The organism is Mycobacterium paraterrae, from assembly GCF_022430545.2.
GTDB classification, from domain to species: Bacteria; Actinomycetota; Actinomycetes; order Mycobacteriales; family Mycobacteriaceae; genus Mycobacterium; species Mycobacterium paraterrae.
The window spans coordinates 5,469,034-5,489,550 of sequence record NZ_CP092488.2 but is presented as its reverse complement, the minus strand read 5'-3'; the positions used below and the strand labels follow the sequence as shown (position 1 = coordinate 5,489,550).

Sequence of the window (20,517 nt, the reverse complement as noted above, 5' to 3'; positions counted from 1 at the left end):
GCGGGTGTGAAACCACTGCGGGATTGAGACCGATTCCACGCAACAGGTTCACACTCGACGATTGAAAGGACTCTCCGATGGCTCCTCGATTCGTCGACCGCGTGGTCATCCACGCCCGGGCCGGGTCCGGGGGGAACGGCTGCGCCTCGGTTCATCGCGAGAAATTCAAGCCGCTCGGCGGTCCCGACGGCGGTAACGGTGGTCGCGGCGGCAGCGTCGTGCTGGTCGTCGACCCGCAGGTGCACACGTTGCTCGACTTCCATTTCCACCCCCACGTCGTGGCCGCATCCGGCAAGCAGGGCATGGGCGGACACCGCGCCGGCGCGGCCGCTCCCGACCTCGAGATCAAAGTCCCCGACGGCACCGTCGTCGTCGACGAACACGGCCGGATGCTCGCCGACCTGGTCGGCGCCGGCACCCGCTTCGAGGCGGCCGCCGGCGGTCGCGGCGGACTGGGTAACGCCGCGCTGGCGTCACGCGCCCGCAAGGCACCGGGATTCGCACTGCTCGGCGAAAAGGGTGAAGAACGCGACTTCACACTCGAGCTGAAGACCGTGGCCGACGTCGGACTGGTCGGATTTCCCTCGGCCGGCAAATCCTCCCTGGTGTCGACAATCTCGGCGGCCAAGCCGAAAATCGCCGACTATCCCTTCACCACACTGGCCCCCAACCTCGGAGTGGTATCGGCGGGGGAGCGGACCTTCACCGTCGCCGACGTGCCGGGCCTGATCCCGGGCGCGTCGCAGGGCCGCGGCCTCGGTCTGGACTTCCTGCGCCACATCGAGCGCTGCGCGGTGCTGGTCCACGTGGTGGACTGTGCGACCGCCGAACCCGGTCGCGACCCGATCTCCGACATCGACGCGCTCGAAGCCGAGTTGGCCGCTTACACGCCCACGCTGCAAGGGGATTCGACGCTGGGCGACCTGATCGAGCGTCCCCGTGCGGTGGTGCTCAACAAGGTCGACGTGCCCGAGGCCCGCGAGATGGCCGAGTTCGTCCGCGACGAGATCGCCGCGCGCGGCTGGCCGGTGTTCATCGTGTCGACGGTTGCCCGAGAAGGGTTGCAGCCGTTGATCTTCGGGCTAGCCGACATGGTTGCCGACTACCAGGCCGCCCAGCCCGAGGTCGTGCCACGACGCCCGGTGATCCGCCCGGTGCCCGTCGACGAGTCGGGCTTCAGTGTGGAATCCGACGGCCACGGCGGCTTCGTGGTCCGCGGCCGCCGGCCCGAACGCTGGATCTCGCAGACCAACTTCGACAACGACGAAGCGGTGGGCTATCTGGGTGACCGGTTGGCGCGGTTGGGTGTCGAGGACGAGCTGGTGCGGCTGGGCGCCCGGCCCGGCTGCGCGGTCACTATCGGTGACATGACGTTCGACTGGGAGCCGCAGACGCCTGCCGGTGTCGACACCCTGATGACCAGGCGCGGCACCGACACGCGACTGGACACCAGCGAGCGCGTGGGCGCCGAGGAGCGCAAGGCGGCCAGGCGTCAGCGGCGTGAACAACACGGCGGCGATGAATAGCCCTGCCCGCGAAGCGGTCCGCACCGCGCGCAGCGTCGTCGTCAAGATCGGCACCACCGCGCTGACCACTCCGACCGGCATGTTCGACGGCAGCCGGCTGGCCGGCCTCGTCGATGCGATCGAGGCCCGGATGAAGGCCGGTTCCGACGTGGTGATCGTGTCGTCGGGTGCCATCGCCGCTGGCATCGAACCGTTGGGCTTGTCGAGGCGGCCTACCGACCTTGCCACCAAGCAGGCTGCCGCCAGCGTCGGGCAGGTCGCCCTGGTCAATGCGTGGAGCGCCGCGTTTGCCCGCTACCAGCGCAGCGTCGGCCAGGTTCTGTTGACCGCGCACGACATCTCGATGCGGGTGCAGCACAACAACGCTCAGCGCACCCTCGACCGACTGCGCGCACTGCACGCCGTTGCGATCGTCAACGAAAACGACACGGTGGCCACCAACGAGATCCGGTTCGGCGACAACGACCGGCTCTCGGCGCTGGTCGCGCACCTGGTCGGCGCCGATGCGCTTTTCCTGCTGAGCGACATCGACGGCCTCTACGACTCCGATCCACGCAAATCTGCCGAAAGCCGTTTGATTCCCGAGGTTTCCGGGCCGAACGATCTGGAGGGTGTGATCGCCGGACAGGGCAGCCACCTGGGCACCGGCGGCATGGCGTCCAAGCTGTCGTCGGCGCTGCTGGCGGCCGATGCCGGGGTTCCGGTGCTCCTGGCCGCCGCGGCTCACGCCGAGGCGGCGCTGGTCGACGCCTCAGTGGGCACGGTGTTCGCCGCGCGGCCCAACCGAATGTCGGCGCGCCGCTTCTGGGTTCGTTACGCCGCGGAGTCCGCGGGTGCGCTGACCCTCGACCAAGGCGCGGTGAGCGCCGTTGTGGGCCAACGCCGTTCGTTGCTGCCAGCGGGCATCACCGCGCTGGCCGGTCGCTTTCACGGTGGCGACGTGGTCGACTTGAACGGACCCGACGACACGCTGGTGGCCCGCGGCGTCGTCGCCTATGACGCCGCAGAGTTGACCGCGATGATCGGTCGATCGACATCGGACTTGCCCGTCGAGCTTCGTCGGCCCGCGGTGCACGCCGACGACCTGGTCGCCGTCTAACGTTTCGGTATTGGCGCGAGATATAGAGCGCCCCAGGCGATTTCGGTGAGGCTGGTGGCGAGCTCGACATCGTATTCGGGCGGGTTGTTCGGCAGGTTCTGCTGACACGCCCGCTCGACCATCCAGCTGAGCGCGCTGGCCGTGGTCGCCGCCGGCAGTTCGGCGCGGATCGAGCCGTCCGCCTGACCGTCCTCGATGACCCGCGTCAATCGCCGGGAGATGCCGGTGAGGAGCTCGCGATAGGTCGCCGAGACCAGCGGGTCGTATCCGGCCATCTCGTTGAGTGCCACCAGTACGGGCTGGTGTCGCCGGTAGCTGGCAATGATTCCGGCCATCGCGGCGCGAACGTCCTCGGGATCGTGTCGCCATGCGACACCCCACCAGAGCTCGGCACTGTCGGCGAGTTCGCCGAACACCTGGCCGGCTAGCCGCCGCAGCAGGTCCCCTTTGTCCTCGAAGTAGATGTAGAAGTTTGCCCGCGACATTCCGGCTTCGGTGGCCAGCCGGTCGACGCTGAGCTCGGTGAAGCTGGCGCCGTCGCGCATCAGCCGTTCGGTGGCGTCGAGCAGGCGCCGCTCGATCTGCTCACGCCGTTCCTGCCGCTTGGCCTGCGGCTTGCGCGTGACAGAGGGCATGTCAGCCAGTATGACACCTTGACTAGACACTCTGTCTAGATTTAGTGTCGTGGTGTTCTGAACCTGTGACCGGCGTCATAGCCAATGGAGGATTTCATGACCGCGACGGCTGCCACCCCCCGTGCCTACGACCCGATCGACCTGTCGTCGCGCGCGTTCTGGTCGACGAGCGCCCAGGAGCGGGACAGGTCGTTTGCCGAACTGCGCGCATCGCGCCCAGTCAGCTGGCACCCGCCGGTGGAGGACGCCCTGATGCAGGATCCGGACGATCCCGGCTACTGGGCGGTCACCCGGCGCGACGACATCGTCGCGATCAGCCGCGACAGCGATACGTTCCTGTCGGGTAAGGGCGTGCTGTTCGAGAACGTGCCCGAGGACCTGCTCGAGGCGTCCCAGTCCTTCCTCGCCATGGACCCGCCGCGGCATACTTTCCTGCGCAAGCTGGTCAGCGCTGCCTTCACCCCGCGGCAGATCCGCCGTATCGAGGACTCGATCAAGGCGAACGCGAAGACCATCGTCGAGGAACTCAAAGAGGCCGGTAGCGGCGTCGACTTCGTGCAGCGCTGCGCGAAGGAACTGCCGATCCGGACGCTCTCGGAGATGGTCGGCATCCCGGAGGAGGAGCGTCAGAAGGTGGCGCACGCCGCGGATGCGATGGTGTCCTGGGGCGATCCGGTCTACCTCAACGGGCGTCAGCCCCTCCAAGTGCTCTTTGAAGCGCAGATGTACGTCCATCAAGTGGCGCTCGACCTCGCCGCGGAACGGCGGCAGAATCCCGGCGACGACTTCTTCAGCGCGATGGTCAACGCCGAGGTGGACGGCGACCGACTGTCCGATGCCGACGTCGCCGCGTTCTTCGTCTTGCTCGCCGTCGCGGGCAACGACACCACCCGCCAGACCACCAGCCACGCCCTACGGGCGCTGACCGACTTTCCCGACCAACGCGCGTGGCTGCTCGAGGATTTCGACAACCGGATCGGCGGGGCAGTCGAGGAGTTCATCCGGTGGGCGACTCCGGTGATGACGTTCCGCCGCACGGCCGCCAAGGACGTGGAGATCGCCGGGCAAGCCATCAACGCCGGCGAGAAGGTGGTGATGTTCTATTCATCGGGCAACTTCGACACCGACGTCTTTGAGCACCCCGAGCGCCTCGACCTGAGCCGTAACCCCAACCCGCACGTCGGGTTCGGCGGTGGCGGTGTGCACTTCTGTCTCGGCGCGAACTTGGCCAGGGCCCAGTTGCGGGCGATCTTCGGTGAACTGCTGCACCAGCTACCGGAGATTCAGGCCGGCGACCCGGTTTATCTGGCAGGCAACTTCATTCACGGCATCCGCAGCATGCCTTGCACGTTCTGACCGACCGCCGCCGGCGACAACTCCTCGGCTAACAGCGTCAGCAACTCCGAGCAACCGCCGTCGACCTTGACCGTGGCCAAGTCGTCGCCGCGAGTGGTACCGAGGTTGATGATGGCGATCGGAATGCCTGCGGCGGCCGCGTGCCGCACGAAGCGGTAGCCGGAGAACACGGTCAGCGACGAACCGGCAACCAGCAGCGCATCGGCGTCGTCCACGAGCGAAAACGCCTGCTGGACCACGTCTTTCGCGACGCTTTCGCCGAAGTAGACGATGTCTGGTTTGAGCATGCCGCCGCAGGAGGGGCAGTCGAGGTAACGAAACGACGAGGTGTCGGCGACGACAGCGTCGGCGTCCGGCGCCACGGCCAGTCCGCCGACCGCCGCGACGCGCTCGGTGAATCCCGGGTTCAGCGCATCCAGTTCGTCGGCCAGTGCGGCACGGGTCATGGTGTGCCCGCAGTCCAGGCAGACCACCTGGGCGTAGGTGCCGTGCAGATTGATGACGTTCCGGCTGCCGGCCTTGCTGTGCAATAGGTCCACGTTCTGCGTGATGAGGCCGTTGACGATGCCGTCGCCCTCGAGCGCGGCCAGCGCGCGGTGGCCGGCATTGGGGGTGGTGTCAGCCATGTGCCGCCAGCCGACATGATTGCGGGCCCAGTACCGCTGACGGAACACCGGGTCGGTGGTGAACTGGCGGATCGTCATCGGATTGCTCGGTGGTGAATCCGGCCCGCGGTAGTCGGGAATGCCGGAGTCGGTGGACATTCCCGCCCCGGTGAGCACGGCGACACGGCAACCGGTCAGCGCGGCGACCAGCTCCGGAGCCTCGGCGCGCGTAGACGTCACCCTATCCAGAGTACGGATTCAGCCGATGCACTTCGCTGCCGTTGTCAGCTCGGCGTCCATGTTTCGCTGCATCATCGTCAGCGCGGCATCGCTCAGCTCAGCGTCGATCCCGGCCACAGCGTCGGTCGGGACCACGACCGCGAAGTGCCGGACGTAGGCGTCCAGTGCGCTGTACAGAATGCACTGCTCGGTCACCTGCCCGGTCAGGACCAGTCGCTCGGTGCCGATACGGCGAAGCAAGTAGGCAAGTGGTGACGCGTAGAAAGCGCTGTGCCGGACCTTGGTCATCGCTCGACTGTGCTGGGTCGGCACGATCGGATCCACCAGGTCCGGCCGTTCGCCGTGGCAGGCCGACCGCACCAGGTCAGAGAAGCTCGCCGTGAAGTCTCCGTAGTTGTCGTTGACGTATATCAGGTCGATGTCGTCGGCGTCACGAGCACGCTTGACCAGGTCGGCGAGGGGATCGATGATCTTCTCGACATTGGGGACCAGCTGCTCGGCATCGGGGTGCTGGTAGGTGTTCATCATGTCCACGACAAGGACCGCTGTAGCGCTCATCTGAGTGGAGTACCCGTTGGCGACGAGCCGATGCGGGCTGCAGGCGATTCTTCTCCACAACACATGAATTGGCTATGGATACCTGGGACCGTTTCGCCATCGCGCCTAGCTTGGAAAGTGTGGCGGTGGTCGCCTGTTCACCCGGTGGACGGGCAGGTGTCGCCAGGTGTCACCGATGCGATTGCGCCCGAGGGCAGCAGCCGGGACGCCAGCACGATGCCCCGACCGCCAACAGATTCGCGGAAAGGGGAACGGGCGATGATCGATTTCGGTGCACTACCGCCCGAGGTCAACTCGGGTCGGCTGTATGCGGGGCCGGGGTCTGGCCCGATCATCTCAGCCGCGTCGGCGTGGCAAGCTGTGGCCAGCCAATTGGACTCTGTTGCAACGGGTTACGTGGCGATTCTGACCGGGCTGCAGAACGAATCGTGGGCGGGCAACGCCTCGGTCGCGATGGTGGAGGCGGCCGTCCCGTACGTCGACTGGATGGCCGCGGCGGCGGCCTCCGCGGAGGAAACGGCGGGGCGCGCGCGGGCAGCGGCCGCGGCCTACGAGGTCGCGTTCGCGGCGACGGTGCCACCGACCCTCGTTGCGGAGAACCGCGCTCACTATGCGGCGCTGGTGTCAGCCAACGTGTTTGGGCAGTACACCGCGGACATCGCGGCAGTGGAAGCGGCCTACGCCGAGATGTGGGCGCAGGACGCCCAGGCGATGTACGCCTATGCCGCGTCGTCGTCGACAGCGGCCGACCTCACGCCGTTCTCAGCCCCGCCGGTGACCACCGCGACCGGCGGACAACTCGCGCAGGCCGAGGCGGTGACACGCGCCGCGGGCGGGTCGGGTACCACCACCGCGCAGTCGGTGTTGTCACAGGTGCTCGGGTTGGTACCCAACCAGCTGCAAACCCTTGCCGCCGGCGGCGTTTCGGCCGCGGCCGATCCGGTACTCGACCCGTTGCTGACGGCTTTCAGCAATTTCAACACCCTTGCCGGTCCGCTGAACCTCGGCGCTGCGCTGAGCCGAACCGTCACCAGCGGCGGCAGCTTCGCAACGGGCCTGTACCGCACCGGCGTGCAAGCCGAGGATCTTCCGAAGATTGCCGAAGAGGAGGCGGACGGGGCGAAGGCCCGGGCTGCCGAGTCGGCACTACGTGTGCCGGAAGCGACGCCCAAACCCATGCTTGCGGGCTTCGGTCAGGCCGAACCCATTGGCGGCCTGTCGGTTCCGCAGACATGGGCGTCGGCGACCCCGGTGGCCAGCGCTGTTGAAGACCCGCAGTGGCTCACCGACACGGAGCTCGGGGCGATTCCGGCTTCGTCCGAAACGACGGGTGTGGCCGGCGCTCCGCCAGTGGTCGGAATGACGCAGCAGCCCGGTGCGTGGTCGCGCCCGACGGTGAGCAACATCTTGCGGGTGCAGGCGGGCCGCTTCACCATGCCCCGTCCGTTCATGGGCGGTTGAGCGTAACCCGCTGCAGCTCATTCGAAGACGACAGGCGGGGAGGGAGCCGATGTTGGATTTCGGGGCGTTGCCGCCCGAGATCAACTCGGCCAGGATGTACACCGGTCCGGGCGCGGGTCCGATGTTGGCCGCGGCAGCGGCGTGGGACGGCCTTGCCGCCGAGCTCGAAAGCTTTTCTGACGCATATTCTTCGACGGTCTCGGAGCTGCACGACCGACACTGGATTGGCCCGTCCGCGACGGCCATGGCGGCCGCGAGCGCGCCCTATGCGGCGTGGGTGTCCGCTACCGCCCGGCAGGCCGAGCGGGCCGCGGACCAGGCTCGGCTGGCGGTCGCGGCTTACGAGGCGGCCTTCGCGGCGACCGTGCCGCCGATGGTGGTCGCCGCCAACCGTGTCCTGCTCGCGACACTGGTGGCGACGAACTTCTTCGGGCAGAACACCGCGGCAATTGCCGCCGCCGAAGCCGCGTACGCCGAGATGTGGGCTCAAGACGCCGCGGCGATGTACGCGTACGCGGTTTCAGCTTCGTCGGCGGCCGAGTTGGGCAATTTTGCGCAGCCGCCGCAGATCGTGAATCCGGCCGGCTTGCAGACCCAGGCGATGGCGCAGCAACTGGCAAGCCAGGCTGCTGCCCCGGCCGCCGCGGCCGACCCCGCCGTATCGCCGATCATCTCCGCCTTCGAAACGTTCAACACGCTGACCGGGCCGCTGGTACCGGCGTATCAAATCCCCTTCGCGGTGTTCACCGCCGGAATCTTCGTCAACGGGTTGACCCAGTTGGAGGTCCAAGGCCAGACCCTGCCCGAACTCGCCGCGCCGTTGGGAGGTGTCGCGGCGGCGCGCGCGACGCCACCGGCCGCCGGGACTCGTCCAGTGCTTGCTCATATGGGTCATGCGGGCTCGGTCGGCGGACTGTCGACCCCGCCGAGTTGGGTGGGGGAAGCGCCGCCGAGTGTCGCGACCGCAACCGGTGGGCAGCCGGGTTTTCGGGCACTCCCGCCATGGGTACACGAGCCGGTGCCCAACGGTCAGACAGGTGTGCCGGCGGCGGCGCAACTCAACCACGCGGGCTGGCGGCGCGGCGGCAACGCCGTGTTCCGGATGAGGGATCGGCGCTACCGCATACCGAGGCCCGCACCCGGCGGGTAGCGCCCGTACGGGACACCCGATATTCGCCAGATGGGACGAGCGAGGCGACAATAAGGGAACGATGGACTTCTACAACGCTTACAGCCAGGGCTTTGTCCGGGTCGCCGCGTGCACCCACCCCACCACGATCGGCGATCCCGCGGCCAACGCGGCGTCGGTGCTGCGGCTGGCCCGGCAATGCCACGACGACGGTGTGGCGCTCGCGGTGTTCCCCGAGCTCACATTGTCCGGCTACTCCATTGAAGACATCCTGCTGCAAGACGTGTTGCTGGATGCCGTCGAGGACGCGCTGGGCGAAGTCCTCGCGGCGAGCACCGACCTGTTGCCGGTGCTCGTCGTCGGAGCCCCGTTGCGTCATCGGCACCGCATCTACAACACCGCGGTGGTCATCCATCGCGGCGCGGTGCTCGGGGTGGCACCCAAGTCGTATCTGCCCACCTACCGCGAGTTCTACGAGCGCCGTCAGGTCGCACCCGGCGACGACGAACGCGGCACCATCCGCGTCGCGGGCCTGGACGCGCCGTTCGGGTCGGATCTGCTGTTCGCCGCTTCGGACATCAGGGGATTCGTGCTGCACGTCGAGATCTGCGAGGACATGTTCGTCCCGATTCCGCCGAGCGCCGAAGCGGCCCTGGCGGGTGCGACGGTGTTGGCCAACTTGTCGGGCAGCCCGATCACGATCGGTCGCGCCGACGACCGCTCGCTGTTGGCGCGCTCGGCATCGCAGCGATGCCTGGCCGCCTACGTGTACGCCGCTGCCGGAGAAGGGGAGTCGACCACCGACCTGGCCTGGGACGGCCAGACCATGGTGTGGGAGAACGGTGAACTGCTCGCCGAGTCGGAACGCTTTCCCAAGGGCGAGCGTCGCAGTATCGCCGACGTCGACCTCGAGTTGATTCGCTCGGAGCGGCTGCGGATGGGCACCTTCGACGACAACCGCCGGCATCATCGTCACATCGCAGACTCGTTCCGCCACATCAGCTTCCGACTCGACCCGCCGACCGGCGACATCGGATTGCGTCGTGAGATCGAACGATTCCCGTTCGTGCCCGCCGACCCCCAGCGGCTCGAGCAGGACTGCTACGAGGGTTACAGCATTCAGGTCGCCGGGCTCGAGCAGCGCCTGCGGGCGCTGGACTTCCCCAAAGTCGTCATCGGGATCTCCGGCGGACTCGACTCGACGCATGCATTGATCGTTGCTGCCCGCGCGATGGACCGAGAAGAACGGCCGCGCAGCGACATTCTCGCTTTCACCTTGCCTGGCTTCGCCACCGGTGAGCACACCAAGCGCAACGCGGTCGAGTTGTGCCGCGCGCTCGGAGTGACTTTCGCCGAGATCGACATCAGCGAAACCGCGTCGCTGATGCTCAAGGAGATGGATCATCCGTTCTCGCGCGGCGAAAAGGTGTATGACGTGACGTTCGAAAACGTCCAGGCCGGTCTGCGCACCGATTACCTGTTCCGGCTGGCAAACCAACGCGGTGGCATCGTGCTGGGCACCGGTGATCTGTCTGAACTGGGATTGGGTTGGTCGACTTACGGTGTGGGCGACCAGATGTCGCATTACAACGTCAATGCGGGTGTGCCGAAGACGCTGGTTCAGCACCTGATCCGCTGGGTGATTTCTTCCGGCCAGTTCCCGGCGGAGGTGGGGGAAGTTCTGCAGTCGGTGCTCGACACCGAGATAACTCCCGAACTGGTGCCGAGCGGTGAGGAAGAAGAACTGCAGAGCAGCGAAGCGAAGATCGGGCCCTTTGCGCTGCAAGATTTTTCGCTCTACCAAGTCCTACGCTACGGGTTCCGCCCGGCGAAGGTCGCATTTCTGGCGTGGCACGCGTGGAGCGATCCCGACAGCGGGAACTGGCCGCCCGGGTTCCCGGAGAACAAGCGGCCGTCCTACTCGCTGAAAGAGATTCGACACTGGCTGCAGGTCTTCGTGCAGCGGTTCTATTCGTTCAGCCAGTTCAAGCGCTCCGCCTTGCCCAACGGCCCCAAGGTGTCTCACGGTGGTGCGCTGTCGCCGCGCGGCGACTGGCGCGCCCCGTCGGATATGTCGGCCCAGGCTTGGCTGGACGCGATCGAACGAGACATTCCCGAGGACTAGGGCTCTCGGCTACCAGTTCGTCAGCATCACATGGTTGACGATGATGGCGCCGACCACGTTGGCGGCCAGCCACCAGCTTTGGGATCGGCGCGGCAGTAGCGCCGGGGCGGCAGTCAACCACACCGTGAACGGTAACCAGATGCGCTCGGTTTCGGCTTTGCTGAGCATGCTCAGATCGGCACACACGATAGCGGTGAGGGCAGCCAGGACCAGAAGATGCAGACCGGAGCGTCGCCGGATGGCCGCGATGTCCAAGACCCTGCCCAGACCCGCGACGCTGCCGAGACCAATCGCGCATGCAACGGATGCCAGGTTCGCCCAGCTCCAGTACTGAAACGGCCGGTTCAGCGCAATTCCCTGCCAATACCGTTGCTGGACAAGGGTATAGCCGTCGAACCACCAAAAGCCCGTCGCTGCGAATGCCGCCACCACCGCCAATGCCGACGGAACCGCCGCTGCCAGAGCGGCCACCGACGCCTTGCGGTCGCCGACCGCCAGGAGCACCGCCAGCGCAAGCAATCCCATCAGCAGCAGCCCGTAGTTCAGGAATATCGCCCAGCCGAGAACCAGGCCTGCCGACACCGCAGCGACGGCCGGCCACCGCACGGTGCGGCTTGCCGCCAGCGCCAGCAGCGCGATACCCCAGGCGGCAACGCCGGCGAAGTAGCCGTCCGCCGAGACGGCGATCCAGATGGCGGTCGGCGCCGCGGCGGTGAACGGCGCGGCCATCCGCGCGGTCGCCTCGTCGGATACCGCGCGCAGCGCGACGATCACGGCGGTCGCCGCGCTCGACCCGACCAGCAAGCAGAGCGCCCCCGCCCACGCGCCGCCGCTCAAGCCGATCCGGTCCAGCCACACGAACGTCAGCAGAGCGCCAGGCGGGTGGCCGGACACATGGGTGATCCAGGAGTGTGGCTGAAAATCCAGGATGCGGCTGGAGAACGTCCGCAGCATCGACGGGATGTCGGTGATGGTCGGTACCTGGCGCAGGTATTCGTGCCGCGTGGTCAGACGTCCGGCAAACCCGAGCTGCCATCCGTCGACCATGGCCAGCGCGAACGCCCAGGCGCAGGAGGTTGCCCAGGTGACCAATGTGAGTGCCCGCCAAGCCAATCGCTGCGCCACGGCTGGGCCCCAGCGGACGGTCGCGGCGCCGATCGCCACGGCGGGTATCGTCCCCCAGCCGACGTGCAGCTTCCACCAACCGAAAAGCGGTGCGCAATCGGCGAAATCGTGCAGCTGTTTCTTTGAACTGTTGATCAACGGTGCGACGACGCCGAGGTGGAGGTGAGGCACGGTGAATGCGGCCGCGATCAGCGCGATACCCACTGTCACCGCGATGGCTTCGCGGCGTTCGACTTTCACGGCCATCTGGTCATGATCTCCGACCACCGTGGACGAACGTCACCTCGGCCGCTGCGTGTCGCTACCGGCACGCCAAGTGACCAGTGCAAGTCGGGTGGCGTACGCCAGCGCTGCGGCGCCGTATGCGGCGGCGGTGAGCAGCAGCCAGCGGCCGAGGAATGGCTGCTGGTCTTGGCCGGTCGCCGCGACGTAGCTGAGGTGTCCCTGCTGGATGATGCCGGGGAAGAACAGCAGCAGGCACAATCCCGTCGCCAAGGTCGGTACGCGCACGTAATTGAGGGGAGCTACGGTCGGTGACCGAGTGTCCAAGCGCCTTCGGTGTCTGCCGACAGCGCTGACGGCACGTCTGAGCGACAGGTCGGCCAACGCGTACAGCGGGAACAGGATCAAGTCGTGGCCGATGATCGCCCCGGCAAACCACACCGCGATGGACTGCCACCACACCTTGGTATTCCACAGATGGTGCGGGCCGAGAAGTACGACGACGTAGCCGGCGAGAGCGCCCGCGGCGATCGTTCCCAACAGGTGCAAAGGATTGTCGCCGTAGGCGGCACTGAACCGGGCGATCATCGTCCGCATGTCAGGGCTTTCCGAATTCGATGAGCCGCACCCATTTGGTGTTGTGCACGCCCGGTAAAGCGGGCACGATCACGCGGGCGGGATAACCGTGGTCCATCGACAGTGCCGCACCGTTGACGCGCAGGGCCAGCAACGAATCGGGATCACTCACTTGGTTGGCCTGCAGCACCGCGCGATTGAACGCCCCGAAGCGTTCGAGCGAGCGCACAGTGGCGTGGCTGCCGGGCGCACCGGCCAGCGCGGCCAAGTCGCGGAGGCGTACGCCGCTCCACGTCTGCGTCGTCGACCATCCTTCGACGCAGGCGATCGGCAACTCGGCGGTGTGCTGCGGCATCGCCTCCAGCGCGGCCCGATCGATTCGCAGTTCCTGCGACGGCCCGCGCAGCACCAGTCGCCAGTTCGGACCGGCATCAGCGGCGGTGATGCCGGCCGCCCAGGCAGTCCGGTTCACCTCGAAATCACTGTCGCGGCTGCGGCCGCGCGGAAGCAGGATCGCGGCCCGGCGCGTGATGCCGCCGAGCGTCTGGCCGGCGGTGATCACCGCGACGAAAACCGCACCGCCGCCGACCAGCGCCAGCGCGCCGCGGCGACTCACGGTGGGCGGCGCCGGGTTCGCGGCGACGAGTCCGTCCGGGTCGGCTGGTTCTGGACGGGTGTCGGCACGCGACGTGCGTAGGACGCTGCGCAGCGACTGAGATCGCACGCCGCGCAGCATTGTCGGCAGCTTGATCAGTAAATGCAGGGTAAAGCCGGCGATGAAGACCCAGGCGCCGAAATAGTGTGCGGTGTAGAAGCTGAAGCCGAAAATGTAGTCGTACTGAATGTTCAACACACCGGTGGCGAGCTCGAACACGATTCCGCCCACCAACATCACCAACGACAGGCGCTCGAACAATTGCGCGATCGACCGTAGCGGCGGCCACGCGAAGAACCGGGGCATGACCGACCAGAGCTTGGCCAGCACGACCGGAATGATGACTAAACCCAGCCCGACGTGCACGCCTTGGGTCAGGCGGTAAAGCCACGACGGATGGGTCGGCCAGTCGAACGTCGGCAGCTTCAACCATCCGACATCTCGGGGGATGGCCTGTCCGAACTGCGGTCCGTAGGCGATATAGGACAGCAGCCCGGTCAGGATCACCACCGGAAGTCCGATCAGGAGCGCCGCACCGAAGACTGATGTCAGCCACGGCCCGCGCAACGGGCTTCGCCACCGCTGTAGGAGGCCGACGCCAGGTGGCCGGTGGCGTTCCAACGAGCGCCACATGGCCGCGGGGAAGCCGTACCGACTCATCACCGAGGTACGACGTTGCCGGTGGCCGAAAGGTTCAGCACGGCGATGACCCGCGCGTGGATATCGATGACTTCCACGACGTTCAGCCCCGCCGCGTCGGCGACGCCGCCGAGCGCACCTGCTCCGACGCGGGACCATGGGAACCAGTGCCCGCGGTACTGCTCGGTCTCCCAGCGCACCCATTCGCGACAGGAAGTGGTTGTATGCGACTCGATTTCGACGATGACAACGCCGCCGCTGTCGAGCAGGCGTGAGGCCCTGCGTAACGTCTCGACCGGATCACCGCCGATGCCGATGTTGCCGTCGGTCAACAGGATTTGCGCCCAGCTACCCTCGGCGGGCAGGGGAGCGAACACGTCTCGATGAAGGGCCGTCCCGCCGCGTCGACGGGTCATCTCCACCGCGGTGGCTGAACTGTCCACACCCAAGGCGGGAAGGCCGCGCTGCTGCAGTCGACCGGTGAATCGGCCGGGCCCGCAGCCAAGATCCAAGGTGGGACGCGACGAGCAATACCGCAGGACGTGTTCGTCGGCGACCCGGTCTTCCGGTGTGGCAGCGGGCCCGCCCATCCATCGTGACATCGGCAACTCACGCCGATGGCCGAGGTGGTTACGCGACCAGCACGAACTGCCTGTCGAGGCCGATTGATAGATCACATCCGCTGAGTGTGCGGTGAGGGGTGGGGCGCCAGCTGTCTTCGAACAAGTTTCGGACGTCCGGTCCATTCATCCACCCAACCTCATTTTTGTTACCCCCGCGTTTAATAGCGATTCGGTGCCGACCGGCCCGAGGTTGGCTCACGGCGGATTTTCGTCGTGTGGTCGACGGCCGCTAGCGGGTAAGGTGCCGGTCGCTCTGCGCGGTCGGGCACAGTGGTGGCAGGGTTCTGCGGCTCGCGGTCAGCGCTACCCGCTGCTGAGTCCGCGATGGGAAAGGAAGTGCGCTGAGCGTGCGAGTGCTGTTGACCGGCGCGGCCGGATTCATCGGATCGAGGGTGGGAACGGCACTTCGCGCCGCCGGTCACGAGGTCGTCGGTGTCGATGTCTTGCTGCCGGCGGCGCACGGGCCCGACTCGCCTCTGCCGAAGGGCTGCCACCAGGTCGATGTGCGGGATGCCGAGGCGATGAGGCCGCTGCTGGCCGGTGTCGACCTGGTTTGTCATCAGGCCGCTATGGTCGGCGCCGGCGTGAACGCGGCCGACGCGCCGGCCTACGGCGGCCACAACGACTTGGGAACGACGGTGCTGCTCGCGGAGATGTTCGCGGCCGGGATCCGACGTCTGGTGCTCGCATCGTCGATGGTCGTCTACGGCCAGGGTGCCTACGCCTGCCCGCAGCACGGCCCGGTCGAGCCGGTCCCACGCGCTCGGGCCGATCTGGACGCGGGCGCCTTCGAACACCGCTGCCCGATCGGCGGAGAGGCGCTGCGCTGGCAGCTCGTCGACGAGTCCGCCCCGCTACGGCCGCGAAGCTTGTACGCGGCGAGCAAGACGGCGCAAGAGCATTACGCGCTGGCGTGGTCGGAGTCGACCGGCGGCTCGGTGGTGGCGCTGCGTTACCACAACGTCTACGGACCCGGAATGCCCCGCGACACACCGTATTCCGGGGTCGCCGCAATCTTCCGTTCCTCGTTGGAGAAGGGGGAGGCGCCCAAGGTGTTCGAAGACGGCGGGCAAATGCGCGACTTCGTCCACGTCGACGACGTCGCCGCCGCCAACGTGGCAGCGACGGCGGAACGCGAGGGCTTCACGGCGGTCAACGTCTGCTCTGGGCAGCCGGTTTCGATACTCGAGGTGGCCGATGCGCTCTGCGAGGCCCGTGGAGGCGACCTGTCCCCGCAGGTGACCGGGCAGTACCGCAGCGGCGACGTCCGCCACATCGTCGCCGACCCCGCCCGCGCCGCCGATGTCCTGAATTTCCGCGCCTCGATCCCGCCTCGCGACGGTTTGCGAGACTTCGCCTTCGCTCCGCTCAGGTAGACCACGATGGAGCGAATGTCTGAGCTTACCGATCAAGTCACCGTCGTCCTGCCGTGCCTCAACGAGGCAGAGTCGCTACCAGATGTGCTGCGCGCCATTCCTTCTGGGTACCGCGCTCTGGTGGTGGACAACAACAGCACGGATGGCACTGCGGAGGTGGCGGCGCGGCACGGTGCCGCGGTGGTGTTCGAGCCGCAAGCCGGCTATGGCGCGGCCGTCCATGCGGGGGTGCTCGCCGCGGCAACCCCGGTGGTTGCGGTCATCGACGCCGACGGATCGATGGATCCCGCGGACCTCCCGCGACTGGTGGCCGCGCTCGCCGAAGGCGCTCAGTTGGCGACTGGCCGGCGACGCCCTGTCCGGGGCTTGCGCTGGCCGTGGGTGGCGCGACTGGGCACGGTGGTGATGAGCTGGCGGCTGCGGACCCGCCATGGCCTGCCGGTGCACGACATCGCACCGATGCGTGTTGCCCGACGTGAAGATCTTCTGAATCTCGGTGTGCTCGATCGGCGTTCGGGATATCCGCTGGAACTGCTGGTGCGGGCGGCGGCGGCCGGTTGGCGAGTGGCCGAGTTCGATGTGGACTACGGCCCACGCACCGGTGGTAAGTCGAAGGTCAGCGGTTCGCTGCGCGGCAGCATCACGGCGATACTCGACTTCTGGAAGGTGATCTCGTGAGCGCACTCGCGGTGATCGCGTTGGTAGTTGCCAAAGCGCCGGAACCCGGGAGGGCGAAGACGCGGCTGGCGAAGACGGTCGGCGAGCGGGCGGCCGCCGAGATCGCCGCCGCGGCCCTGCTCGACACCTTGGATGCCGTGGCCGACATGCCGGTGGCGGCGCGGGTGGTGGCGCTCACCGGTGATCTGGACGCCGCGTGCGGCGGCGCCGAGATTCGGCGTCGGCTCGGCGATTTCACGGTCATCGGGCAGCGCGGTGACGAGTTCGCCGACCGCCTGGCCAACGCGCACGCCGACGCGGGCGAGGTCAGTGCCGGGCTTCCGGTCTTGCAGATTGGGATGGACACTCCCCAGGTGACCGCCGACTTGTTGACCGACTGTGCGCGCACGCTGTTGGGCGCTCAGGCGGTGCTGGGTCAGGCCTGCGACGGCGGCTGGTGGATCCTCGGGCTACGTGATCCGGCCGCGGCTGAATGCCTACGCGGTGTTCCGATGTCGCAGTCGGACACGGGGGAGTTGACCGCGCAAGCCTTGCGCGACAACGGTATCGACGTCGTCGCGGTGGAGCGCCTGGCCGACGTCGACGTTGTCGACGACATTGCCGGCGTGCGTGACTCGTGTGCACCGTCGAGTCGGTTTGCTCAGGTCACCCGGGCAGCGGGCATCTAGGCGCGCTCGTAGGTTCCGGTCAGGACGCCGCGGGCCAGCACATGCCCGGCCATTTCCCGCAGCAACGCCTTGCAGCTGCTGACATCGTCGGGGATCGTCGCGTCGAGCGCGAATACCAGGAAGCGATAACGATGGGGACCGTGCCGGGGGATCGGTCGTGGGCCCGTGTAGCCGCGGTGCCCCAAGGTTCCTGCGAGAAAACGGAATCCAGGTGTCCCAGGGCGCAGGGCACCGGTGTCGACGTTTTCTACACCGGGATCGACCACCGCGATGGAGTGAATGAGAGGCCGCGGCAGCGGAACGTCGATGTCATCCATAATCAGCACCACCTGCCGCGCGTGTGCCGGCACTCCCGACCAACTCAGCTGCGGCGAGCTGTCGTCGCCGACCCCCTTGCCGGCGCAAACCTTCGGTATTGCGCCACCGTCGTCGAACGCCGAGCTGGTGACGCTGATGCCCGCAGCGGCGTCGAACGCAGCACTGGCAAAGGGACTTCGACGCTCGCCGGCGACCGGGAAGCGACGTAACACTGCGCCGATCATGCGCCGCTGCCCGCGCCGCGGATCGCGACCGCACTTGACTTCAACAGCTCGCCGAGTTCGGCGGGCAGATACCCCTGCGCCGCCAGCCTCGGCAGCACACCGCCGCTGGTGATGATGTCGAGGATCAGGTCGGGCAATGTCGGCACCTCGCCCGACGCGCCGGTCGTCTCGTTGCGCCATGTGCCCGAAGCCAAGTCGAACGTTCCGACGTCGCCTTCGCTGAACAGCGACGTGGCATCCGGCAGCGTCATGGCGGGCAGCCCGGCGTTGACGGCGTTGCGGAAGAACAGCGAGTTGAACTCCTCGGCGACCAGACCGGCGACGCCGAGTTCGGTGAACAACGCGGCGACCGGACGCGACGAGCCCAGCCCGAAGTTCTTGCCGGCCAACACGATGTCGCCCGGCGACACGTCGTCGGTCCAGCCGGGGCGGACCTCGTAGAAGACGTGCTTGGCCGCCTCCGGTGGATCCATCTTCATCGCGAACGCGGGATACATGGCGTCGGTGTTGAGGTTGTCGCCGAACACCCACACCTTGCCGGATATCGACAGCGTCATACAGCCACACTCCTAGGGTCGGTGATATAGCCGGCGAGCGCCGACGCGGCGACGGTGGCCGGCGAGGCCATGTAGATCTCGGCATCCGGGCTGCCCATCCGCCCGGTGAAGTTCCGGGTGCTCGACGTCAAACACACCTCGCCGGGTCCGACCACGCCCATGTGGTAGCCGAAGCAGGCGCCACAGGTCGAGTTGGTGATCACCGCACCCGCGTCGGCGATGTCCTGCAGAAAACCCAGCCGCATCGCTTCGCGGTACACCGCCTGCGAAGCCGGCGTGACGAGCAACCGGACGCCGGGAGCAACGGTGTTGCCACGCAGCACGTTGGCGGCGATCTCCAGGTCTTCCAACTGGCCGTTGGCGCACGAACCGATGAAGGCCTGGTCGATCTTCTGCTTGTCGATCCGCGAGACCGGCAGCCCGTTGCGGCTCACCGTGCCCGGGCGGGCCACATAGGGTTCCAGCGCGGCCAGATCCACCCGCCGCACGTCTCGGTACACCGCGTCGGGATCGGGCGCCGCGGCGTCGTATCCGGTGATGCCGCGATCGTCGAGATAGGACGTGAGTACCGCGTCGGGCTCGAATGTGCTGAAGTCGGCTGATATTTCGGCACCCTGGGTGGCGATGGTCCGCCGATCGTGCATCGGGACGCTAGCCAGGCCTGGGCCACCGAACTCGAGGTTCAGATTCGCGGCGTCGCCGTATTCGTTGGCGATGTGCAAGAAGATGTCCTTGCCGCTGACGCTGTCGGGCTTGACGCCGTCGAGCTGGTAGCGGATGGTCGGCGCCACCTGGAACCAGGTGCTGCCGGTGCACATGATCGAATACACCTCGGCCGGCCCGAGTCCGCGGGCGGCGGTGTTGTAGGCACCGGCCGCACAGGTGTGCGAGTCGGTGCAGGCCAAGATTTCCCCGGGGCGGGCCAAGCCGTTTTCGGCGATGACCTGATGGCAGATACCGTGGCGGCCGACGTCGTAGAAATGGTCGATCCCGAAGTCTGCGGCGAACTTCCGGGCCAGCGGGCCGCCGGCTGCGTCTTTGACGGTCGGCGCGGGCACGGCATGGTCCATGACGATGGCCAGCTTGTCGGGATCGTGAATGCGCAGGGGTTCGATCCACATGGTGGCGAACTGCAGATCGATCAACACGGTCATGTCGACGTCGACGACGACGGTGTCGCCGACCGACACCGAATCGAGCCCCGCCTTGCGCGCGAAGATTTTTTCGATGATGGTCATGCTCATCGTGCGTGCTCCAGGGGTGCGTAGCTGGTGTCCAGCTCGAGCCATTCCGCCATGCCGACCAGGTTGAAGAACTCGGCGGGCCGGCCGGGCAGGTGATCGGCGATGTCGCTGCCGTTGAGTTCGCAGAAGCCCTCCAACATGCCGAAGACGGCGCGCCCGAGCGGGTTGCTGGGATGGATGGCGATGGCGTACCCGAGCTCCTGCAGTCGCGCGGCCGATTCGACCGGGGTCATCCCGCCTTGCACCAAATTGATCAGCAGCGGCGCCTCGACCTCCTTGGCGATGCGTTCGATCTCCGCGATGCTCTGCGGTGCCTCGACGAAGATGACGTCCGCGCCGGCGCGGGCGTAGCCGTTCGCTCGGTCGATCGCCACGTCCAGACCGAGCGGTGCCCGCGCATCGGTCCGCGCGATCACGAGCAGGTTGTCGTCGGTGCGAGCATCGAGCGCGGCGGTCAGTGTCCATTCGAACTCCGCGGCGTCGACGACGTTTTTGTCTTCGAGGTGCCCACACCGTTTCGGAAATTGCTGATCCTCCAACTGGATTGCGGCTACCCCGGCCTGCTCGTAAAGGCGGACCGTCCGCACGACGTTGATCGTGGCGCCGTACCCGGTGTCGGCATCGGCGATCAGCGGAACATCGTCGAGCACACCGACCAGCATCCGGGCCCGTTCGGCCATCTCCGTGGCGGTCACCAGTCCGATGTCCGGCAGGCCGAACCCTGACGCGGCGACACCCGCGCCGGTCATGTATGCCGCTGTCTGGCCGGTGCGGCGAGCCAGGTGCGCGGTTATCCCGTCGAACACACCTGGCGCGACGATGAGCTCGCCCGTGTCGAGCAGCGCGCGCAGGTTCTGCCGTGCGGGGGTGGTTGGCAT

The 20,517-nt window shown here is 67.2% G+C and carries 20 protein-coding genes; 9 read left to right on the top strand and 11 right to left on the bottom strand.

Annotation, left to right across the window (positions count from 1 at the left end; translation table 11 throughout):
* The first annotated feature begins 77 nt into the window (after window positions 1-77).
* The gene (gene obgE / locus MKK62_RS26270; RefSeq protein WP_240263008.1) at window positions 78-1,526 is read left to right on the top strand and encodes a GTPase ObgE; all 1,449 of its coding nucleotides are present in this window, start codon (window positions 78-80) and stop codon (window positions 1,524-1,526) included.
* Window positions 1,519-2,625, top strand: coding sequence for a glutamate 5-kinase (gene proB, locus MKK62_RS26265; protein WP_240263913.1), 1,107 nt, complete (start codon window positions 1,519-1,521; stop codon window positions 2,623-2,625). The genes obgE and proB overlap by 8 nt, the downstream gene beginning before the upstream one ends.
* Here the strand turns inward: proB and MKK62_RS26260 are convergent.
* Window positions 2,622-3,260 carry a TetR/AcrR family transcriptional regulator gene (locus tag MKK62_RS26260; RefSeq protein WP_240263009.1) on the bottom strand — a complete coding sequence of 213 codons (639 nt, stop codon included), beginning with the start codon at window positions 3,258-3,260 and terminating at the stop codon, window positions 2,622-2,624. The two genes, proB and MKK62_RS26260, sit on opposite strands and share 4 nt — an antisense overlap.
* A 96-nt stretch (window positions 3,261-3,356) precedes the next feature.
* Here MKK62_RS26260 and MKK62_RS26255 point away from each other — a divergent pair, with 96 nt between their 5' ends.
* Window positions 3,357-4,616 carry a cytochrome P450 gene (locus MKK62_RS26255; RefSeq protein ID WP_240263010.1) on the top strand — a complete coding sequence of 420 codons (1,260 nt, stop codon included), beginning with the start codon at window positions 3,357-3,359 and terminating at the stop codon, window positions 4,614-4,616.
* On the opposite strand, the gene MKK62_RS26250 is transcribed toward MKK62_RS26255, so the two are convergent.
* Window positions 4,583-5,461 (bottom strand): NAD-dependent protein deacetylase, encoded by an 879-nt coding sequence (locus tag MKK62_RS26250; RefSeq protein WP_240263011.1) that lies wholly within the window; start codon window positions 5,459-5,461, stop codon window positions 4,583-4,585. The genes MKK62_RS26255 and MKK62_RS26250 overlap by 34 nt on opposite strands.
* Window positions 5,462-5,479: 18 nt before the next feature.
* On the bottom strand, window positions 5,480-6,019 hold the full coding sequence (locus MKK62_RS26245) for a cysteine hydrolase family protein (RefSeq protein WP_240263012.1): 540 nt from the start codon (window positions 6,017-6,019) through the stop codon (window positions 5,480-5,482).
* A 258-nt stretch (window positions 6,020-6,277) separates the two neighbouring features.
* On the opposite strand from MKK62_RS26245, the gene MKK62_RS26240 reads away from it, so the two are divergent.
* From MKK62_RS26240 to MKK62_RS26225, 3 genes are all read left to right on the top strand, one after another.
* Window positions 6,278-7,480, top strand: coding sequence for a PPE family protein (locus tag MKK62_RS26240; RefSeq protein ID WP_240263013.1), 1,203 nt, complete (start codon window positions 6,278-6,280; stop codon window positions 7,478-7,480).
* A gap of 49 nt (window positions 7,481-7,529) precedes the next feature.
* Window positions 7,530-8,630 carry a PPE family protein gene (locus MKK62_RS26485; RefSeq protein WP_286670878.1) on the top strand — a complete coding sequence of 367 codons (1,101 nt, stop codon included), beginning with the start codon at window positions 7,530-7,532 and terminating at the stop codon, window positions 8,628-8,630.
* A 61-nt stretch (window positions 8,631-8,691) separates the two neighbouring features.
* The gene (locus tag MKK62_RS26225) at window positions 8,692-10,734 is read left to right on the top strand and encodes an NAD(+) synthase (protein ID WP_240263014.1); all 2,043 of its coding nucleotides are present in this window, start codon (window positions 8,692-8,694) and stop codon (window positions 10,732-10,734) included.
* 9 nt (window positions 10,735-10,743) lie between these two features.
* Here the strand turns inward: MKK62_RS26225 and MKK62_RS26220 are convergent, their stop codons facing one another.
* The 4 genes from MKK62_RS26220 to MKK62_RS26205 are packed head-to-tail and all read right to left on the bottom strand — an operon-like array spanning window position 10,744 to window position 14,553.
* Entirely contained in the window at window positions 10,744-12,099 is a 1,356-nt protein-coding gene (locus tag MKK62_RS26220; RefSeq protein ID WP_240263915.1) for a hypothetical protein, read from the bottom strand.
* A 39-nt stretch (window positions 12,100-12,138) separates the two neighbouring features.
* Window positions 12,139-12,678 carry a hypothetical protein gene (locus tag MKK62_RS26215; RefSeq protein WP_240263015.1) on the bottom strand — a complete coding sequence of 180 codons (540 nt, stop codon included), beginning with the start codon at window positions 12,676-12,678 and terminating at the stop codon, window positions 12,139-12,141.
* 1 nt (window position 12,679) lies between these two features.
* Window positions 12,680-13,972, bottom strand: a complete 1,293-nt coding sequence (locus MKK62_RS26210) for a molybdopterin-dependent oxidoreductase (protein ID WP_240263916.1) — start codon at window positions 13,970-13,972, stop codon at window positions 12,680-12,682.
* Complete coding sequence (locus MKK62_RS26205; protein ID WP_240263016.1) at window positions 13,972-14,553, bottom strand: class I SAM-dependent DNA methyltransferase; 582 nt, start codon at window positions 14,551-14,553, stop codon at window positions 13,972-13,974. The genes MKK62_RS26210 and MKK62_RS26205 overlap by 1 nt, the downstream gene beginning before the upstream one ends.
* A 368-nt stretch (window positions 14,554-14,921) precedes the next feature.
* Between MKK62_RS26205 and MKK62_RS26200 the strand changes: the two genes are divergently transcribed.
* The 3 genes from MKK62_RS26200 to MKK62_RS26190 are packed head-to-tail and all read left to right on the top strand — an operon-like array spanning window position 14,922 to window position 17,296.
* The gene (locus MKK62_RS26200) at window positions 14,922-15,950 is read left to right on the top strand and encodes an NAD-dependent epimerase/dehydratase family protein (protein ID WP_240263017.1); all 1,029 of its coding nucleotides are present in this window, start codon (window positions 14,922-14,924) and stop codon (window positions 15,948-15,950) included.
* A gap of 15 nt (window positions 15,951-15,965) precedes the next feature.
* Window positions 15,966-16,628: a glycosyltransferase family 2 protein gene (locus tag MKK62_RS26195; protein WP_240263018.1), complete on the top strand. Its 663-nt coding sequence runs from the start codon at window positions 15,966-15,968 to the stop codon at window positions 16,626-16,628.
* A complete protein-coding gene (locus tag MKK62_RS26190; RefSeq protein WP_240263019.1) occupies window positions 16,625-17,296 on the top strand; it encodes a TIGR04282 family arsenosugar biosynthesis glycosyltransferase in 672 nt (223 codons plus the stop codon). Before MKK62_RS26195 ends, MKK62_RS26190 begins: the two co-directional genes overlap by 4 nt.
* Here the strand turns inward: MKK62_RS26190 and MKK62_RS26185 are convergent.
* From MKK62_RS26185 to MKK62_RS26170, 4 genes are read right to left on the bottom strand one after another with little or no spacing between them, the layout of a single operon-like run.
* Window positions 17,293-17,826 carry a YbhB/YbcL family Raf kinase inhibitor-like protein gene (locus MKK62_RS26185; RefSeq protein ID WP_240263020.1) on the bottom strand — a complete coding sequence of 178 codons (534 nt, stop codon included), beginning with the start codon at window positions 17,824-17,826 and terminating at the stop codon, window positions 17,293-17,295. The two genes, MKK62_RS26190 and MKK62_RS26185, sit on opposite strands and share 4 nt — an antisense overlap.
* 8 nt (window positions 17,827-17,834) lie before the next feature.
* Window positions 17,835-18,383: a LeuD/DmdB family oxidoreductase small subunit gene (locus MKK62_RS26180; RefSeq protein ID WP_240263917.1), complete on the bottom strand. Its 549-nt coding sequence runs from the start codon at window positions 18,381-18,383 to the stop codon at window positions 17,835-17,837.
* 8 nt (window positions 18,384-18,391) lie between these two features.
* Window positions 18,392-19,639 carry a 3-isopropylmalate dehydratase large subunit gene (locus MKK62_RS26175; protein WP_240263021.1) on the bottom strand — a complete coding sequence of 416 codons (1,248 nt, stop codon included), beginning with the start codon at window positions 19,637-19,639 and terminating at the stop codon, window positions 18,392-18,394.
* Complete coding sequence (locus MKK62_RS26170; protein ID WP_240263022.1) at window positions 19,636-20,517, bottom strand: isocitrate lyase/PEP mutase family protein; 882 nt, start codon at window positions 20,515-20,517, stop codon at window positions 19,636-19,638. Before MKK62_RS26170 ends, MKK62_RS26175 begins: the two co-directional genes overlap by 4 nt.